The sequence below is a fragment of the Paenibacillus sp. FSL H8-0122 genome, assembly GCF_038005345.1.
In the GTDB taxonomy this organism is placed as follows: Bacteria; Bacillota; Bacilli; order Paenibacillales; family Paenibacillaceae; genus Paenibacillus_AQ.
The window spans coordinates 1,820,612-1,835,218 of record NZ_JBBOTB010000001.1; the positions used below are offsets into that span (position 1 = coordinate 1,820,612).

General features: G+C 53.7%; 13 protein-coding genes. 10 read left to right on the forward strand and 3 right to left on the reverse strand.

Annotation, left to right across the window (positions count from 1 at the left end; translation table 11 throughout):
• Positions 1-8: 8 nt before the first annotated feature.
• The 10 genes from NSS64_RS07800 to NSS64_RS07845 all read left to right on the forward strand — a co-directional run bounded on the left by NSS64_RS07800 (position 9) and on the right by NSS64_RS07845 (position 11,439).
• Entirely contained in the window at positions 9-617 is a 609-nt protein-coding gene (locus NSS64_RS07800; protein WP_076084289.1) for a TetR/AcrR family transcriptional regulator C-terminal domain-containing protein, read from the forward strand.
• Positions 618-747: 130 nt separating this feature from the next.
• Positions 748-2,442: an oleate hydratase gene (locus tag NSS64_RS07805; RefSeq protein WP_341139769.1), complete on the forward strand. Its 1,695-nt coding sequence runs from the start codon at positions 748-750 to the stop codon at positions 2,440-2,442.
• Between the two features lie 123 nt (positions 2,443-2,565).
• Complete coding sequence (locus tag NSS64_RS07810; RefSeq protein ID WP_341139770.1) at positions 2,566-2,877, forward strand: hypothetical protein; 312 nt, start codon at positions 2,566-2,568, stop codon at positions 2,875-2,877.
• A 199-nt stretch (positions 2,878-3,076) separates the two neighbouring features.
• Positions 3,077-3,991: a phosphotransferase gene (locus NSS64_RS07815; RefSeq protein WP_341139771.1), complete on the forward strand. Its 915-nt coding sequence runs from the start codon at positions 3,077-3,079 to the stop codon at positions 3,989-3,991.
• 240 nt (positions 3,992-4,231) lie between these two features.
• The gene (locus NSS64_RS07820) at positions 4,232-5,290 is read left to right on the forward strand and encodes a FecCD family ABC transporter permease (protein ID WP_340939565.1); all 1,059 of its coding nucleotides are present in this window, start codon (positions 4,232-4,234) and stop codon (positions 5,288-5,290) included.
• 2 nt (positions 5,291-5,292) lie between these two features.
• Positions 5,293-6,327 (forward strand): FecCD family ABC transporter permease, encoded by a 1,035-nt coding sequence (locus tag NSS64_RS07825; RefSeq protein WP_340939566.1) that lies wholly within the window; start codon positions 5,293-5,295, stop codon positions 6,325-6,327.
• A gap of 27 nt (positions 6,328-6,354) precedes the next feature.
• On the forward strand, positions 6,355-7,395 hold the full coding sequence (locus tag NSS64_RS07830) for an NAD(P)/FAD-dependent oxidoreductase (protein WP_341139772.1): 1,041 nt from the start codon (positions 6,355-6,357) through the stop codon (positions 7,393-7,395).
• A gap of 184 nt (positions 7,396-7,579) precedes the next feature.
• Positions 7,580-9,112, forward strand: a complete 1,533-nt coding sequence (locus tag NSS64_RS07835) for a spore germination protein (RefSeq protein WP_341139773.1) — start codon at positions 7,580-7,582, stop codon at positions 9,110-9,112.
• Positions 9,102-10,307: a Ger(x)C family spore germination protein gene (locus tag NSS64_RS07840; RefSeq protein ID WP_341139774.1), complete on the forward strand. Its 1,206-nt coding sequence runs from the start codon at positions 9,102-9,104 to the stop codon at positions 10,305-10,307. The genes NSS64_RS07835 and NSS64_RS07840 overlap by 11 nt, the downstream gene beginning before the upstream one ends.
• Positions 10,308-10,341: 34 nt before the next feature.
• The gene (locus tag NSS64_RS07845; protein WP_341139775.1) at positions 10,342-11,439 is read left to right on the forward strand and encodes a GerAB/ArcD/ProY family transporter; all 1,098 of its coding nucleotides are present in this window, start codon (positions 10,342-10,344) and stop codon (positions 11,437-11,439) included.
• A gap of 5 nt (positions 11,440-11,444) precedes the next feature.
• Here NSS64_RS07845 and NSS64_RS07850 read toward each other — a convergent pair whose 3' ends face one another.
• The 3 genes from NSS64_RS07850 to NSS64_RS07860 form a co-directional block, all read right to left on the reverse strand.
• Entirely contained in the window at positions 11,445-11,678 is a 234-nt protein-coding gene (locus NSS64_RS07850) for a hypothetical protein (protein WP_340993528.1), read from the reverse strand.
• Positions 11,679-11,822: 144 nt separating this feature from the next.
• On the reverse strand, positions 11,823-12,848 hold the full coding sequence (locus tag NSS64_RS07855) for an ABC transporter substrate-binding protein (protein ID WP_341139776.1): 1,026 nt from the start codon (positions 12,846-12,848) through the stop codon (positions 11,823-11,825).
• A 102-nt stretch (positions 12,849-12,950) separates the two neighbouring features.
• Positions 12,951-14,537 carry an AraC family transcriptional regulator gene (locus NSS64_RS07860; RefSeq protein ID WP_341139777.1) on the reverse strand — a complete coding sequence of 529 codons (1,587 nt, stop codon included), beginning with the start codon at positions 14,535-14,537 and terminating at the stop codon, positions 12,951-12,953.
• Positions 14,538-14,607 lie beyond the last annotated feature (70 nt).

Consider the following 14,607-nt stretch of genomic DNA (forward strand, 5'->3'; position numbering starts at 1 on the left):
AGGCAGAGATGTCCAATTCACTCTTAACGAAGAACGCGTTAGCCCGGTCTCTGAAGAAGCTTATGCTCACCAAGCCCCTGAACAAAATAACGATCCAGCAGCTCACAGCGGATTGCGGGGTGACCCGCCATACATTTTATAATCATTTTCAGGATATCTATGAGCTGCTCGGCTGGATCTACAAGTCAGAAGTGATTGAAGGACTGGACCAATACTGCTGCTGGGCGGGCTGGAAGCAAGGATTCTTAAGCGTCCTGCGTTACACCGTAAATAACAAAACCATCTGTCTGAATACCTTCCATTCGCTGGGACGCGAGCATCTGGAGCAATTCCTGTACGGAGTGATTTACCGCGTCATGATCAGCGTAGTGGAGGAGCTGGACGGGCAGGCGTGGCCGGGACAGGAGCAGATTCCGGAGCCTGTGAGAATGCAGGCCAGACTCGATATAGCCGATTTCTACACGCTGGCCATCCTTGAACAGGTGATCCACTGGCTCAGAGCCGGGGCCAATACAGATCCGGCCGGAGTGGTGGACAAGGTGTCACGGATTATGGACGGATGCATTGCCCGGGGGCTTGAGCATTATCAGTCTGCAGTTCATCCGGTGAAGTTATGACACAATATCGGGCGGATGTGTAATCCCTGGACAGTTGCGTCCGGCTGTCCATAGAATCCCTGGTTCACGGCGGTTATAGTGAAGGCAGTTAGCAGGCACTTATCCCCTGATCAAGGAAGGAAGAGGACACATGGGTACATATCAAAGAATTCATCCGCAGGTACAGGAAGGCATCGCTTCACGCAAGGCTTATCTCGTCGGAGGAGGGATCGGCTCCCTGTCGGCGGCGGCATTCCTGATCCGTGACGGGCATATGCCCGGCCGGAATATTCATATTCTGGAGCAATCAGCTGTATACGGCGGTTCCATGGACGGGGCGGGCAATGCCAAGGACGGCTACAGCGCCCGGGGCGGACGCGAGATTGAAGAGCACTTCGAGTGCTTCATGGAGCTGTTCGGCTTCATCCCTTCCCTGACCAATCCGGACCGGACGGTGCTGGATGAATTCCGGGAGCTCAACCTGGCTGAACCGATTGAATCGCATTGCCGTTTGGTTGAAAAGCAAGGCACCCCCGCCGACTTCTCATCACTTGGGCTCTCTACCGCACATGCGCTGCAATTAGGTAAGCTTACGCTGGCTACCGAAGAGAGACTGGGCGCGGTGACGATTGAGCAGTTTTTTGACCCGAGCTTCCTGGAGACGAATTTCTGGTATTTCTGGCGCTCCATGTTCGCCTTCGAGAATTGGCATAGTGTGGTAGAGGTGAAGCGTTATATGGAGCGGTTCATGCACCTGATCTCCGGGATGAACCAGCTGAAAGGAATTTTGCACACCGAATACAACCAGTTCGACTCGCTGATCCTGCCGCTGATAAAATGGCTGGAGCGTGAGGGCGTTCATTTTGACAAAGGGCATGAGGTTACGGATCTGGAGCTTAGTATGAGCGGCGATGAGAAGGTTGTAACCGCGATTCAGGTGCAGGTTAATGGTTCCCCGAAGACGATTCCGGTGACACGCGGGGATCTGGTCATGGTCACGAACGGCTCAATGACAGAGAATTCTACCCTTGGCGATCTGGACCACCCGGCGGTGCTGAACCGGTCCGTTACTGAACGCGGGTGCTGGAGCCTCTGGGAGAAGCTTGCTGCCAAATCCCCGGATTTCGGCCGCCCTGAAGTGTTCTGCGGGGATATCGACAAGTCCAAATGGCTGTCGTTCACAATGACTTTTACCGATGATGAGATTGTATTCCCTTATCTGCTGGAGCTGACGGGTGATGCTCCCGGCATGGGCGGCGTGGTCACGATCAAAGACTCCAGGTGGATGATGTCCTGGACCGCACCGAAGCAGCCGCATTTCATCAATCAGCCGGACAATGTGAAGGTACTGTGGGCGTATGGCCTGTTCCCGGATGCCGAAGGCGACTATATTAAGAAAAAAATGAGCGACTGCACCGGACGCGAGCTGCTGGAGGAACTGTGCTACCATATGGGTCTTGCGGACCGCATTCCCGGGATTCTGGAGCATACCACTAACGTCATCCCTTGTATGATGCCTTATATCACTGCGCAGTTCATGCCGCGCGTTCTTGGTGACCGTCCGCAGGTCGTGCCGCAGGGCAGTGTGAATCTGGCCTTCCTCGGCCAGTTCGCCGAAGTGCCGGACGACTGCGTATTCACCGTGGAGTATTCGGTCCGCTCCGCAATGATGGCCGTCTATAATCTGCTGGCGCTGGACAAAGAAGTGATTCCGGTCCATCCCAGCAAATATGATGTCCGTGTGCTGCTGACCGCGCTCCGCACCTGCCTGGGCAACAAGCCGCTGCCGCTGGATAAGACGCTTGGGGAGCTGCTGGCGGGAACGGTACTCTCGAAAATGATCTAGAGACGAATACGAGGATTACACGAGGTAGCTGATTCCGCTGCCCAGGCATGCCTGGGGTCCGGCAGACATAGGATGGTAATAAGCAAGCGCTTAACCATTCAGTCACTGCAGGAGGAGAATAGTGTGAACGAGAGACTGGCGGCTGTTATTCTGCGGATTGATGCTATTGCTATAGATATTCTTGTACCTCTGCGCCGTAAGCTCATTAATGAGACGGCTCTGCTTCAGCTCTATGAGGCGCTGGATGAGACGTATGCTCTGATGGAGCATGAGCGGCAGATTGACCGGGAGCTCGCGGCCATCCTTTTCCTGCTCTATTCACAGCTGGTAACCCAATCCAATTATGTGTATGACAAAAGCCTCTTCGTGCCGCATATCGGCAAGCTGCAAGGGTACATCCGCAAAATATTCGGCGGTACGCTTCAGAATGTATAGAACTCAACTAACCGCCAATCTGACAGCCTATGCTCCAGCTACATCTCTAACAGGATGGAACCGGGAGGATAGGCTGTTTTTAATAATATAGCTATGTTAAACTTTGTTGTTGATAAGCATAAAAAATGAGGCGACCTCATAGGTGGGTTCGGTGTATCGAATGCATGATTGAGCGAAGGAACGGGGAGGCAGACAATTCATGGGAGGAACGAATGTATGGGATGCGGAGTGGGAGGTTAACGAAGAGCAGGCGCGGACGCTGATCGGCAGACAATTCTCTCAGCTGTCATCGAAGCAAGTGAAGCGATTGGGCTGGGGCTGGGACAATACGGTTTTTCTCATCGGTGACGAGTACGTGTTCCGGTTTCCAAGAAGAACGTTTGCAGTGGGCGCGATTCGTATGGAAGGGAAGCTGCTGCCGAAGCTGGAGGCCTATTTGACCATCCCCTATCCGAAACCGTTGTTTTATGGCGAAGCAAGTGATGAATATCCGGCACCATTTCTTGGCTATGGCCACGTGCCGGGAGATTTCCCAATCGGTTTGACGGAAGAACGCCGGGCTTTATCGGCAGAGACGCTGGCGGGATTTTTGCGGAGATTGCATGAATTTCCGGTGCAGACGGCGCTGGAGTGCGGAGTTCAGCAGGATCATCGAAGCTTGACGGACATCGCATCGCGCAAAGTGAAGATGGAGGGCTTTCTATCGAAGCTGGCTGAACACTTGTCGCCGGAGGAGTCCGGTGTGATCGAAGCGTATATTAACAGTCTGCAAAATGACCGTGTAGAGGCGGTGAATGTACTGCTGCATGGCGATCTTCATTTCAAAAATATGCTTGTGAATGAGAACGGGATCGTTTCCGGCATCATTGATTGGGGCGATCTGAGCGTAGGCCATCCGGCTTGCGATTTGAGCGTTGCTTATAGCTTTTTACCACCTTACGCTCGCGGCGTGTTTTTCGAAACGTACGGAGGAGCGGACGAGGACACGAAGCTGCTGGCGCGGCTGATCGCGGTATACATCCCCATGCTGATCTTAATGCAAGCGGTCGATGACGGGAATGAAGCGATTGCGGCAGAGGCGAAATCCAATATTATGCGGGCACTGTCGGATTAGGCTCATTATTTGGTTGCGGCTATGCGGCTATGGGGCTAGGGCTAGCGGGACCATTTGGTTGTTTAAAGGCCGCGATCCGGTACGATCCGCCTTCTCGCTGAAACGGCTTTGCCCTCCTTTTAAAGGACGGCAAAGCCGTTTCTACTTGTTTTTATTTTGTCCATTGCCAAACCTTGACCTGTTCCTTTACAATATTGATAATGATAATGAGAATCAATTTCAAAGAAACAGGTGACATTCATGAATCAACAGGCAGTGTCCGGGAGCGGGCTGGATGAGAAGGCCAAGCCGCTGAAGCTGCGGTCCCGTCCCTGGGCGGCAACATTAATTCTTATTGGCGGTTTGATTGCGCTGGCGCTGGGTATCGCTATTTCCGTATCGTTCGGGGCCGCAGATATTAAGCTGTCGGTCGTATGGACCGCAGTCTTTCATTTCAATCCCGATATTACCGAGCATCAGATCATCCGCGAGCTTAGGCTGCCGCGTGTGCTGGGCGGCGTAATGGTGGGAGCCGGCCTCGCTGTGGCAGGGGCTATTATGCAAGGGATGACCCGCAATCCGCTGGCGGATTCGGGACTGATGGGCATTAACTCTGGAGCAGGCTTTGCGCTGGCTGTCTGCTTTGCATTTTTTCCGGGATTGCCGTTCATGTATCTCATACTCTATTCCTTCGTTGGCGCCGGAGCCGGAGCGGGAATTGTCTACGGTGTAGGCTCGCTGGCGAAGGGCGGACTAACCCCGGCCAGACTCGTATTGGCAGGTGCTGCTCTCAGTGCGCTGCTCTCTGCGCTAAGCGAAGGCATCGCCCTTTATTTCCGCATCGGACAAGATCTCGCATTCTGGTATGCCGGTGGTCTGGCAGGAACGAAATGGTTCCAGCTGCAGATCATGTCCCCATGGGTGATAGCGGCTATCCTGGGAGCCATCGTGCTGTCCCGTTCGATTACGATGCTCAGCCTGGGTGAGGATATTGCCAAGGGGCTTGGGCAGCGCACAGGACTGGTGAAATTGGCCGGTACGCTAATTGTCCTGATACTGGCCGGAGCCTCGGTAGCTGTAGTGGGAGCTGTCGGGTTCGTCGGCCTGATCATCCCCCATCTGACGCGCTATCTGGTGGGTGTGGATTACCGCTGGATTATTCCCTGCTCTGCGGTGCTGGGTGCGCTGCTGGTGGTCGGGGGCGATCTGACTGCCCGGATGATCAATCCGCCTCATGAAACGCCGGTGGGTGCGATTATAGCCTTGATTGGGGTACCGTTCTTCCTGTATCTGGCCCGAAAAGAAAGAAGGGAGCTGTAAAGATGCAGAGCCATAAGATAATTTCTTCAGAAGATGCAAGGCGTAAGTATGGCCTGAGGGTGATCGGCGTGCTGGCCGTTCTGATTGTGATGATGTTCATTATAAGTGTGAATACAGGATACATAAGACTTACACCGCTTGAGCTGCTGGATACGCTGGTCGGCAAGGGGACGGAGAAGCAGGAGCTGATTCTGTTCCAGTTCCGCCTGCCGCGGATTGTCATTTCTCTGTTAATTGGTACCGCACTTGCCGTATCCGGCGCAGTGATGCAGGGGGTCTTCCGCAATGATCTGGCCGATCCGGGAATTCTCGGCATTAATGCCGGGGCCGGACTGATGGTTATGCTGCTGATCTCTTTCTATCCGACGACCTCGGCGGCACCGGTCTATCTGTTGCCTGTGGTGGCCTTTGCCGGGGCGGCCTGTACTGCTGCTCTGATCTATAGCCTCGCCTACAAGCGGCATCAGGGCATTTCGCCGATCCGGCTGCTGCTTACCGGGGTCGCAGTGGCGGCAGGCATGAGCGCGGCGATGATCGTGTTGACGCTTCGCCTCGACCCGGACAAGTATCAGTTCGTTGCCACCTGGCTGGCGGGCAGCATCTGGGGCACCAGCTGGAAGTTTGTCTTATCCCTGCTGCCCTGGATCGTGATTCTCCTGCCTTATGTCATCTACAAGGCACGGGTGATGAATGTACTTAATCTGGGTGAGCAGACAGCGACAGGACTCGGTGCTAATGTGAACAGAGAGCAGTTCCGTCTGCTGGCAGCAGCGGTCGGGCTTGCGGCTTCTAGCGTAGCGGTCAGCGGAGGCATCGGCTTCGTCGGGCTGGTCGGCCCGCATCTGGCGCGGCGGCTGGTTGGACCGAAGCATCAGCTGATGCTGCCCGCCTCCGCGCTGATCGGCGCGCTGCTTGTCATTGCGGCGGATACGATCGGACGGCGGATTCTGCAGCCGTCCGAGATTCCTACCGGTATTGTGGTAGCTGTCATCGGTGCTCCATACTTTCTGTATCTTCTGGCCCGTACCAAATCTTAAATACAACCAGACCTTGGAGGGATATCAATGAACGAATCAATGGAATTATACGATGTGACGATTATTGGCGGCGGCCCCGCAGGCATGTATACAGCGTTCTATAGCGGAATGAGGGATCTTAAGACCAAGCTGATTGAAGCGAAGGATGAGCTGGGCGGAAGAATGCTGATCTATCCTGAGAAGATGATCTGGGATGTCGGAGGAGTAACACCTATTCTCTGCCGCCAGTTAATTGATCAGCTGGCAGAGCAGGCCCGCACCTTCGATCCTACCCTTGTATTCGGACAGCAGATTGTTCACCAGGCCCGCCAGGAGGATGGTACGTATATCCTGACCTCAGCCACAGGCGAGCAGCACTGGACCCGTACCGTCATACTTACCATCGGATACGGTATTCTGCAGATGGCGAAGCTGGAGATTGAAGGCGCGGACCGCTATGAGGTGACGAACCTGCACTACACGGTACAGGAGCTGGAGCCCTTCCGCGGCAAACGGGTGCTGATCTCGGGCGGCGGAGATTCCGCAGTGGACTGGGCGAATGAGCTGGAGGGGATTGCCGCCAGCGTAACCGTGGTGCACCGCCGGGAGCAGTTCGGCGGGCATGAGAAGAATATTGCCCGGATGAAGGCCTCCTCGGTGGATGTGCGTGTGCCTTGTGCGGTAAGCCAGCTGCACAGCAGCGACGGAGAGCAGATCGATCAGGTGACCGTCTGCCATATACAGACCGGGGAGCATGAGCAGCTTGAGGTCGATGCCGTCATTGTCAACCACGGGCTGAGAAGTGACTTCGGCCCGCTTAAGGACTGGGGGCTGGATATGGGAGAATGGTGTGCGAACGTCAGCGGGAAGCTGGAGACCAATCTGCCGGGTATCTTCGCTGCCGGAGATTTCGTGGATCATGAGAGCAAGGTACGGCTCATTGCCGGAACATTCACCGACGCGGTGCTTGCCCTGAACAGCGCGAAGCTGTACATGGACCCTACCGCTGAGAAGGTGGCCTACGTCTCCTCCCATAATGACCGGTTCAAGGAGAAGAACAAGGCGCTTGGCGTAGTAGATAATCATTAACATCTTCCCCCCGCTCTGAGATACCAGCCGGTGTACCGGCGCTATACCATAAGCTCTACCTGCACAAGCTGTCCCTTACACGGATTATTCCGTACCGGGGGCAGCTTGTTTCAGCTTTTACACATTCCATATGCTGTATAAAAAAAGGATAGCAGGCGAATAGTAAGAGCCAGGAGGTGCGGATATGGAGAATATAAATTCGCCGGTCTCCCCTAAGCTGGAAGACAACATCAGTACCATTCAAGCAAGGCTCGGGAACAGTCCCGATCTGGTTATACGCACCTATGAATTAATTAATAGAACAGCCCGTGTGGCTGCAATATATATCGCCGGCATTACCGACAGAGTGATGGTCGATGACTACATCTCGCATGTGATGTCCTTTCAAGCTCTGAATGACCGTGCGCGGCTTGCGGTAACCCCGGAGGAAGTCTACAGCTATATTAAAGAGAATGCCCTTAGTATCGGCAAGGAGAAGCTGGTTACAGATATTAACGGACTGCTGGAGGCGTTGCTCTCGGGCGATACGGTTATTCTGGTGAACGGAGTGGGGGGAGGCATCAGTGGAAGCACCTGCGGCGGGGAGTCCCGCGCGGTTACTGAGGCGGGCACCCAGGTCGCCATCCGCGGCTCCAAAGAAAGCTTCACCGAGACCATCAGCACGAATATTGCCCTGGTCCGCAAAATCATCAAGAACCCGGACCTCTGGACCGAAACGATGAAGCTGGGCGATGTAACCCACACCGATATCACGATTATGTATATCCGCGGCATTGCCGACGAAGAGACGATTCAGGCCTTTAAGGATAAGCTTAAGGAGATTAAGGTCGATATGATTCTGGAGTCGGGATATATTGAGCAGATCGTGGAGGACAATAAATATTCCCCGTTCCCCACGATCTTCAATACAGAGCGCCCGGATAGTGTGGCAGGCAATCTGCTCGATGGACGGATTGCCATCTTCGTGGACGGTACTCCGTTTGTGCTGATTGCCCCAACTACCTTCTTCATGTTCTTTCATACGGTCGAGGATTATTATCAGCGGTATGATATCTCCTCGCTGATCCGGATGCTCCGCTTTGTGTGCCTGGTCATTTCGATGTATGGTCCGGCGATCTTCGTCGCTGCGCTGAACTTCCATCAGGAGATGATTCCGACCCCGCTGCTGATCAATCTGGCTTCACAGCGGGAGGGGGTGCCGTTCCCTGCCTTTGTAGAAGCGGTCCTGATGGAGGTTACCTTCGAGATTATCCGGGAAGCAGGGGTACGTATGCCTTCGCCGATCGGCCAGACCGTATCCATCATCGGCGGTCTGGTGCTGGGGACAGCAGCGGTTCAGGCAGGGATCGTCTCGCCGGCGATGGTCATCGTGGTCTCGCTCACAGGAATATCCAGCTTTGCTACGCCTGCCTTCAACATGGCGCTCTCCATCCGCATGCTGCGGTTTGTGATCATGGGCATCGCCGCATTTATGGGGCTGTATGGCATCGCTATATTTACTATTATGCTGATTGCCCATCTGTGCAGCCTGCGCTCGCTCGGTGTTCCGTACATGACTCCTATAGGCCCCTTTGTTCCGGGGAATCTGAAGGATACCTTCATCCGCTCCCCCCAGAGCTTCACGAAGCTCAGAAAGCGGCTGGTGAACAACAGCAGCCGCTCTTCAGCCTCTCCTGCAGGGAAAGGGGACGCCGGGAGGAAACGGGATGAACGGTAAGAGGCTGCTGCGCCTGATCGCCATAGCGGTGCTGGTCCTGCCGCTGGGCGGCTGCTGGAACAGCCGGGAATTGAACGAGCTGGCCGTCGTAAGCGGCATCGGGATGGATCTCGTTCCGGAGACCGATGAATACCGGGTCACCTTTCAGCTGGTTAATCCGTCTTCAACATCTACAAGTACCTCTCCCGGAAGCGGTAAGCCTGCTGTAGTGGTGGTATCAGCCACCGACAAAACGATGTTCGGTGCGCTGCGGCGGGCGTCGAAGCATGTGACCCGCCAGCTTTTTTTTGCTCATACCCAGCTTATTGTACTTGGAGAGTCCCTGGCGCGGGACGGGATTAACGATATCTTCGATATCTTCGAGCGGTCCCATGAGCTGCGGCTCAATTCAGAAATACTGGTTGCCCGCGGCAGCGATGCCGCCGCTGTCTTGAAGCTCCTGACCCCTGTAGAGAGTTTGCCTGCTCTGGGGCTGGTCAAAAAAGCGCAGAATACCTCCAGCGTCTGGGGAGAGAACCGGCCCATTAGCGTATTCGATGTCATTCATGGCATTACAGGAGAAGGGGATCTGACAATCAATGCGGTGAAGATTAAGGGAGACGCTGAGGAAGGGAAGAAGAAAAGCAATCTGGAGGGGTCGGAGACCCTGACGGAGACGATAATGAGCGGACTTGGGGTCTTCAGGCAGGGAAAGCTGCTCTATTGGATGAAGGACTCAGAAGCAAGAGGAACCGAGTGGCTGCTTAACCAAATAGAAGAAACCGTGCTTGATATTGATTCGAAGGATAAGAAAGAGTCCATTGCCGTCAATATCATTTATTCCAGAACAGAGGTGAAGACCACGATGGAAGACGGCCTTCCCGTCTTTCATGTGACGATTGCAGAGGAGGGGAGCGTCAATGAAACGGACAGCTTCGTGGATCTCAGCAAGCGGGAAGAAATTATGAAGCTTGAGCAAGAGCTGGAGAAGAAGACGAGGATTGAAGTGATGCAGGCTTTTCATAAGGGACAAGAGCTGGAGAGCGATATTTTCAATTTCGGCAATGAGCTGAAGCGGACGAATCCGCAGGAATGGGCGGCGCTGGACGGGGACTGGGGCCGGATCTTCGCGGAGGGCAAGCTGGACCTCAAGATCAAGGCTTACATCCGCAGTACAGGCATGAGTCTGAAACCTTATATCCCCGAAGGTAAATAATTGGCTTAACCGCAGAAATCAGGTGATTGATGTTATGAAAAAAGAAGTGATCGGCCCGAGCCAGCTGCTTGCATTGATCATTCTGTTTGAGCTGGGAACCGCCGTGCTTGTACCTATTGGCCTGGAGAGCGGACATGCAGTCTGGCTCGCCATTCTGATTGCCCTTCCCGGGGGCGTTCTGCTGTATCTGGTGTTCGCACATCTCTGCCTCCAATTCCCGAACCAGATCATAAGCGGGTATACGCGTTCTATCCTCGGGCCATGGCTGGGCTGGCCGGTAAGTCTGCTGTTCCTGCCGGTGCTTCTCTATAACGGTTCAAGAAATCTGCGGGAAGCGGGTGATCTGCTGATCTCGGCCTCCTATGACAAAACCCCGATTCTGATCATTAATTCAATCATGATTATTGCAGTGATGTATATCCTGAGCAAAGGGATAGAAGTGTTCGCGAGGACTGCCGAGATTGTCCTGTGGATCGTGATCATTATGGGGTGCATTTGTATTATTGCTGTAATCTCAGCCGGGCTGGTGGAGTATAAGAATCTGTTTCCGCTTCATATGAATGATTACAAGCAAGCCTTGAAATCAGCCTATCCCAACATCCTGATCTTTCCGTTCGGCGAAATGATGTGCTTCACTACCATTCTGCCCCACTTCAACAAATCCCGGAAAATTAAGAAAATCGGAATCGCAGCCATCATTGTCAGCGCCTGTCTGCTCAGCTTCACACATGCAATCGAAATGTCTGTGCTTGGCGAGAATCTGTACAGCCGTACCGCCTTTCCCATGTTTACGACCATTACCCTTGTGAATATGGCCAATTTCATTCAACGGCTGGATGCCCTGGTTATGCTTACACTGATTATCGGGGCGTTCTTTAAGCTGACCGTCTACTGTTATGCTGCTGTTGCGATTGCCAACGATCTGTTCAAGGTAAACGATACAAGCAGGCTGGTTATTCCGGCAGGCGTGATTATGCTGTTCAGCTCTTTTGTCAGCGCGCAGAATTATCCGGAGCATATGAATGACGGGAAGACTTTTCTGCAGACGCTTCTGCCGGTATTCTGTGCGGTGATTCCAATCCTGCTGCTGCTGATTCATCTTGTCCGGCGCAAGTTCGGATTGTACCGTTAGAAGAATTAAGACGGTTTCCGGCGGGATTGACGCTTCTTAGAGGCATGAACGGCTACCTGAACGAACGGGAGAAGCAGGAAGATTGTGATACATATGGCTTCCTGTAGTGTGGTTGTAGCAAAGATGGTCGAGAGCGAATGAATGGATGCACGCAGGCTGATGCCGGACATCACATCAATGATGACTATTAACATAAGCGTAAGAACAGCTAACAGAACATAGATACTGATAATCTTCATGGAGGTCTCCTTGTGCACCGCAAGAATAATTTTGCCGGTTCCGGCGCGGCGGGCTACAGCTATTATCTCCGAGTAATGGATAGGGTAAACGCCAAAAGCTGCCGGAAGCCATTGAAGGCTCCGGGCAGCTTATTCATGACTCCATTATTGTTGTGCCCCGGTCAGCCAATCGGCCAGCTCCTCCGTCTGGGCCAGAACGGCAATCGGATCATAGTACCAGGAGCGCTCTTCTTTCCATACGTAGATCTTCCCGTTCTTGACTGCCGGCAGGCTGCCCCAGATCGGGTCTGCCTGGAAGTCTTGAGCAGTCCATGTATTGTCAGTGATGACCAGATAATCACCCGCATATTTACCCAGGGTCTCAGCGGATAATTCTGCCCATTGCTTCTCCATAATTTCAGCAGCCACTCCAGCCGGCGGCTTGCGCCCCAGCGCCTGATAAATAGGCTGTCCTCCGCGTCCGAAGTTATCCCCATAGACCCAGGTGGACTTGTCTGCATGCTCTAGAATACTGAAGGTGGCCCCGGCAGGAATGGCTGCATCCACACGGGCCTTGGCGTCAGCAATACGCTTATCGTAATCAGCCAGCCAGGCTACCGCTTCCTGCTCCTTGCCCAGCAGCTTACCGAAATAGGTCAGCTCTTCATGCGCATTCTTCAAATCGCCATATGGCACAATGACCGTTGGGGCAATCTGACTGAGCGCCGCATAGCTGTCTGCATTGCCGGAGATAATCAAGTCGGGATTCAGCGCGATGATATTCTCCGGTGACATTTTACCGTATGTGCCGGTATCTGCGACTCCTGTGAGGAATTCTTTGAAGTACATATTCTCCAGGGTAAGCCCGGGCGCACCGACCGGTATCGTATCCAGGGCAATCAAGCTGCCCAGATATTCCTCGGCAACAATCCGCTTCGGTGCTGCCGGCACCTCAATATCTCCATTCACAGTTGTCACAGTATGGAAGGCGGGAGCTGCGGTTGCAGCAGCCTTCTCTGGCTGAGTGGAGGAAGCGGGTGTTCCGGTAGCCTTAGCTGAAGCAGCACCATTGCTGCTATTAGAAGAGTTGTTCCCACAAGCCGAGACGATAAGAGTCAATGCCAGAAGCAAAGACAGGACTATCCAAGCTTTCGGGTGAATGCGGCGAGAACGTAAATACGGGATTTTCAAGATGCAGCCTCCTTAATGTAGAACGATTATCATTCTCAATAACACTTTACAGAGTTTGCTATGATTAGACTATGGCTGAATGTGATGTCCGGCTATGTAAATTTATGATGTCAGCGCCTGCACCAGGACCTTCAGCTGAGCCTCGGAGGAGAGCGGGTCGAATCCGTAGAACATGCCAGGCTGATTCAGGTAATAGATTCTTCCGCCTGGAGAGTCATCGATATGATATTGCTGTACAGGGTGAAGAAAGCTCTGCAGCGGCTCCAGCGCTTCAGCAGCCTCCCTACTAGAGGTAATGAAGATATGGTCAGCGGGGTAGCGGGCGATGTTATGGAAGGCAATCTCCAGATAGCCCTTATCCAGCAGTCCCTCGGCAACGAGGCCAAGCGGCGGGCGGAAGCCAAGATCATGATACAGAATCTGCGTCCCGCGCCCGTAGCTGCTGCTGAAGCAGTAGGCCGTCTCTGCGCCAAGCTCCAGGACCATGGCGGTTCCACGGTCACCGATCCGCCGGTCCAGCAGCTGATTAGCCTGGTAACAATGCCAGTCATAGAGGCTTAACCAGGCCTCTGCCTGAGGCTGACGTCCGGTCACCTCGGCAATCAGCCGGAATTGCTCCCGCCAGTCCATTTGCATGAAGGAAATCTCAATCACCGGTGCGACGGACAGGAGCTGCTTGCTCTTGTCAGGCAAGGAGTAGCTGATAATGACATCCGGCCGGGCTGACGATAGACGTTCGTATAGACCTGCGGAGCCGATTCCTTCATCCAGCAGCTTCCTGGAGGGAACGGGCTGCATGTTCTCCATCCAGGACGAATAGACTCCCAGCCGGGGAACGACTTCGAGCGCATGGAGGCTGGCCGTATGATTGAAGTTCAGCGAGACTACGGATTTGCTTTTACGGTGATAGGCTGAAGGCGAAATCCCTACAACCTGCTTGAATTTGCGGCTTAAATAGGTTCCTTCGCTATAACCAACCTCAAGCGCCAGCGTACTCAGATTCGGGGCTCCTGTAAGGATACGCTGCTGGGCCTTACGGATGCGCAGCAGCGTTATATATTGATTGAAGGTCTGCCCGGTGAATCTGCGGAAGGCACGGGAGAAATGCTCCGGGGTCACTCCGGCAAGTCCGGCAGCCTGTTCTCTCGTCAAATCTTCATTATAATTAGACTCTATATGATGTAGTACACGGTCAATCCACTGAGCCTGCGGTTCTTTGTACTCGGCAGCACTTTTATGCAGCTCAGTGAGCAGCTCAGTGAACAGAGCTTGTAAGGCAAATGGCGTGCGCTGCTCCGGCTGGTTCCAGCTGCTAAGAAGCTGCACAGCAAGCGTGCTTACCTGGGGAGGGCAGCTTCGGACCGGCAGATCATGGTTCAGCGGGCTGAAGGGCCGGCTGTTGCCGGAGATCACCGCATATTCGATCCACACACCCTGCAGCTTATGGCTGCGGGGCAGCCTGATATCCACCGGACTGTCACTGCACAAGGTATGACCGCCGGATAGACGGATACGTTCTCCATTTCGCTCGATGACTCCGCTTCCGCCGGTGACTACTACCAGGAATGAGGTGAAGGGGGGGATGGGATTTTCCCGGTCAAAGGTAGCCTTATCCAGTGCCGTTACATGTACCGGAATATAAAAGCTATGAGGATTAGGCAATGAACTGCCGGCATTTCGCGTCTGCATGTTTCGAGTCACTCTTTTCTTAGATGATAATCATTCTCAGTAATAGTATAACAGTCTTTCCTGCTATTGA

What these genes read in the sequence shown, in the direction of transcription:
- NSS64_RS07835 (WP_341139773.1), top strand. Translation starts at nt 7,580, where the DNA reads ATGGAGAATATAAATTCGCCGGTCTCCCCTAAGCTGGAAGACAACATC.
- NSS64_RS07800 (WP_076084289.1), top strand. Translation starts at nt 9, where the DNA reads ATGTCCAATTCACTCTTAACGAAGAACGCGTTAGCCCGGTCTCTGAAG.
- NSS64_RS07840 (WP_341139774.1), top strand. Translation starts at nt 9,102, where the DNA reads ATGAACGGTAAGAGGCTGCTGCGCCTGATCGCCATAGCGGTGCTGGTC.
- NSS64_RS07860 (WP_341139777.1), bottom strand. Translation starts at nt 14,537, where the DNA reads ATGCAGACGCGAAATGCCGGCAGTTCATTGCCTAATCCTCATAGCTTT.
- NSS64_RS07820 (WP_340939565.1), top strand. Translation starts at nt 4,232, where the DNA reads ATGAATCAACAGGCAGTGTCCGGGAGCGGGCTGGATGAGAAGGCCAAG.
- NSS64_RS07825 (WP_340939566.1), top strand. Translation starts at nt 5,293, where the DNA reads ATGCAGAGCCATAAGATAATTTCTTCAGAAGATGCAAGGCGTAAGTAT.
- NSS64_RS07850 (WP_340993528.1), bottom strand. Translation starts at nt 11,678, where the DNA reads ATGAAGATTATCAGTATCTATGTTCTGTTAGCTGTTCTTACGCTTATG.
- NSS64_RS07805 (WP_341139769.1), top strand. Translation starts at nt 748, where the DNA reads ATGGGTACATATCAAAGAATTCATCCGCAGGTACAGGAAGGCATCGCT.
- NSS64_RS07815 (WP_341139771.1), top strand. Translation starts at nt 3,077, where the DNA reads ATGGGAGGAACGAATGTATGGGATGCGGAGTGGGAGGTTAACGAAGAG.
- NSS64_RS07845 (WP_341139775.1), top strand. Translation starts at nt 10,342, where the DNA reads ATGAAAAAAGAAGTGATCGGCCCGAGCCAGCTGCTTGCATTGATCATT.
- NSS64_RS07830 (WP_341139772.1), top strand. Translation starts at nt 6,355, where the DNA reads ATGAACGAATCAATGGAATTATACGATGTGACGATTATTGGCGGCGGC.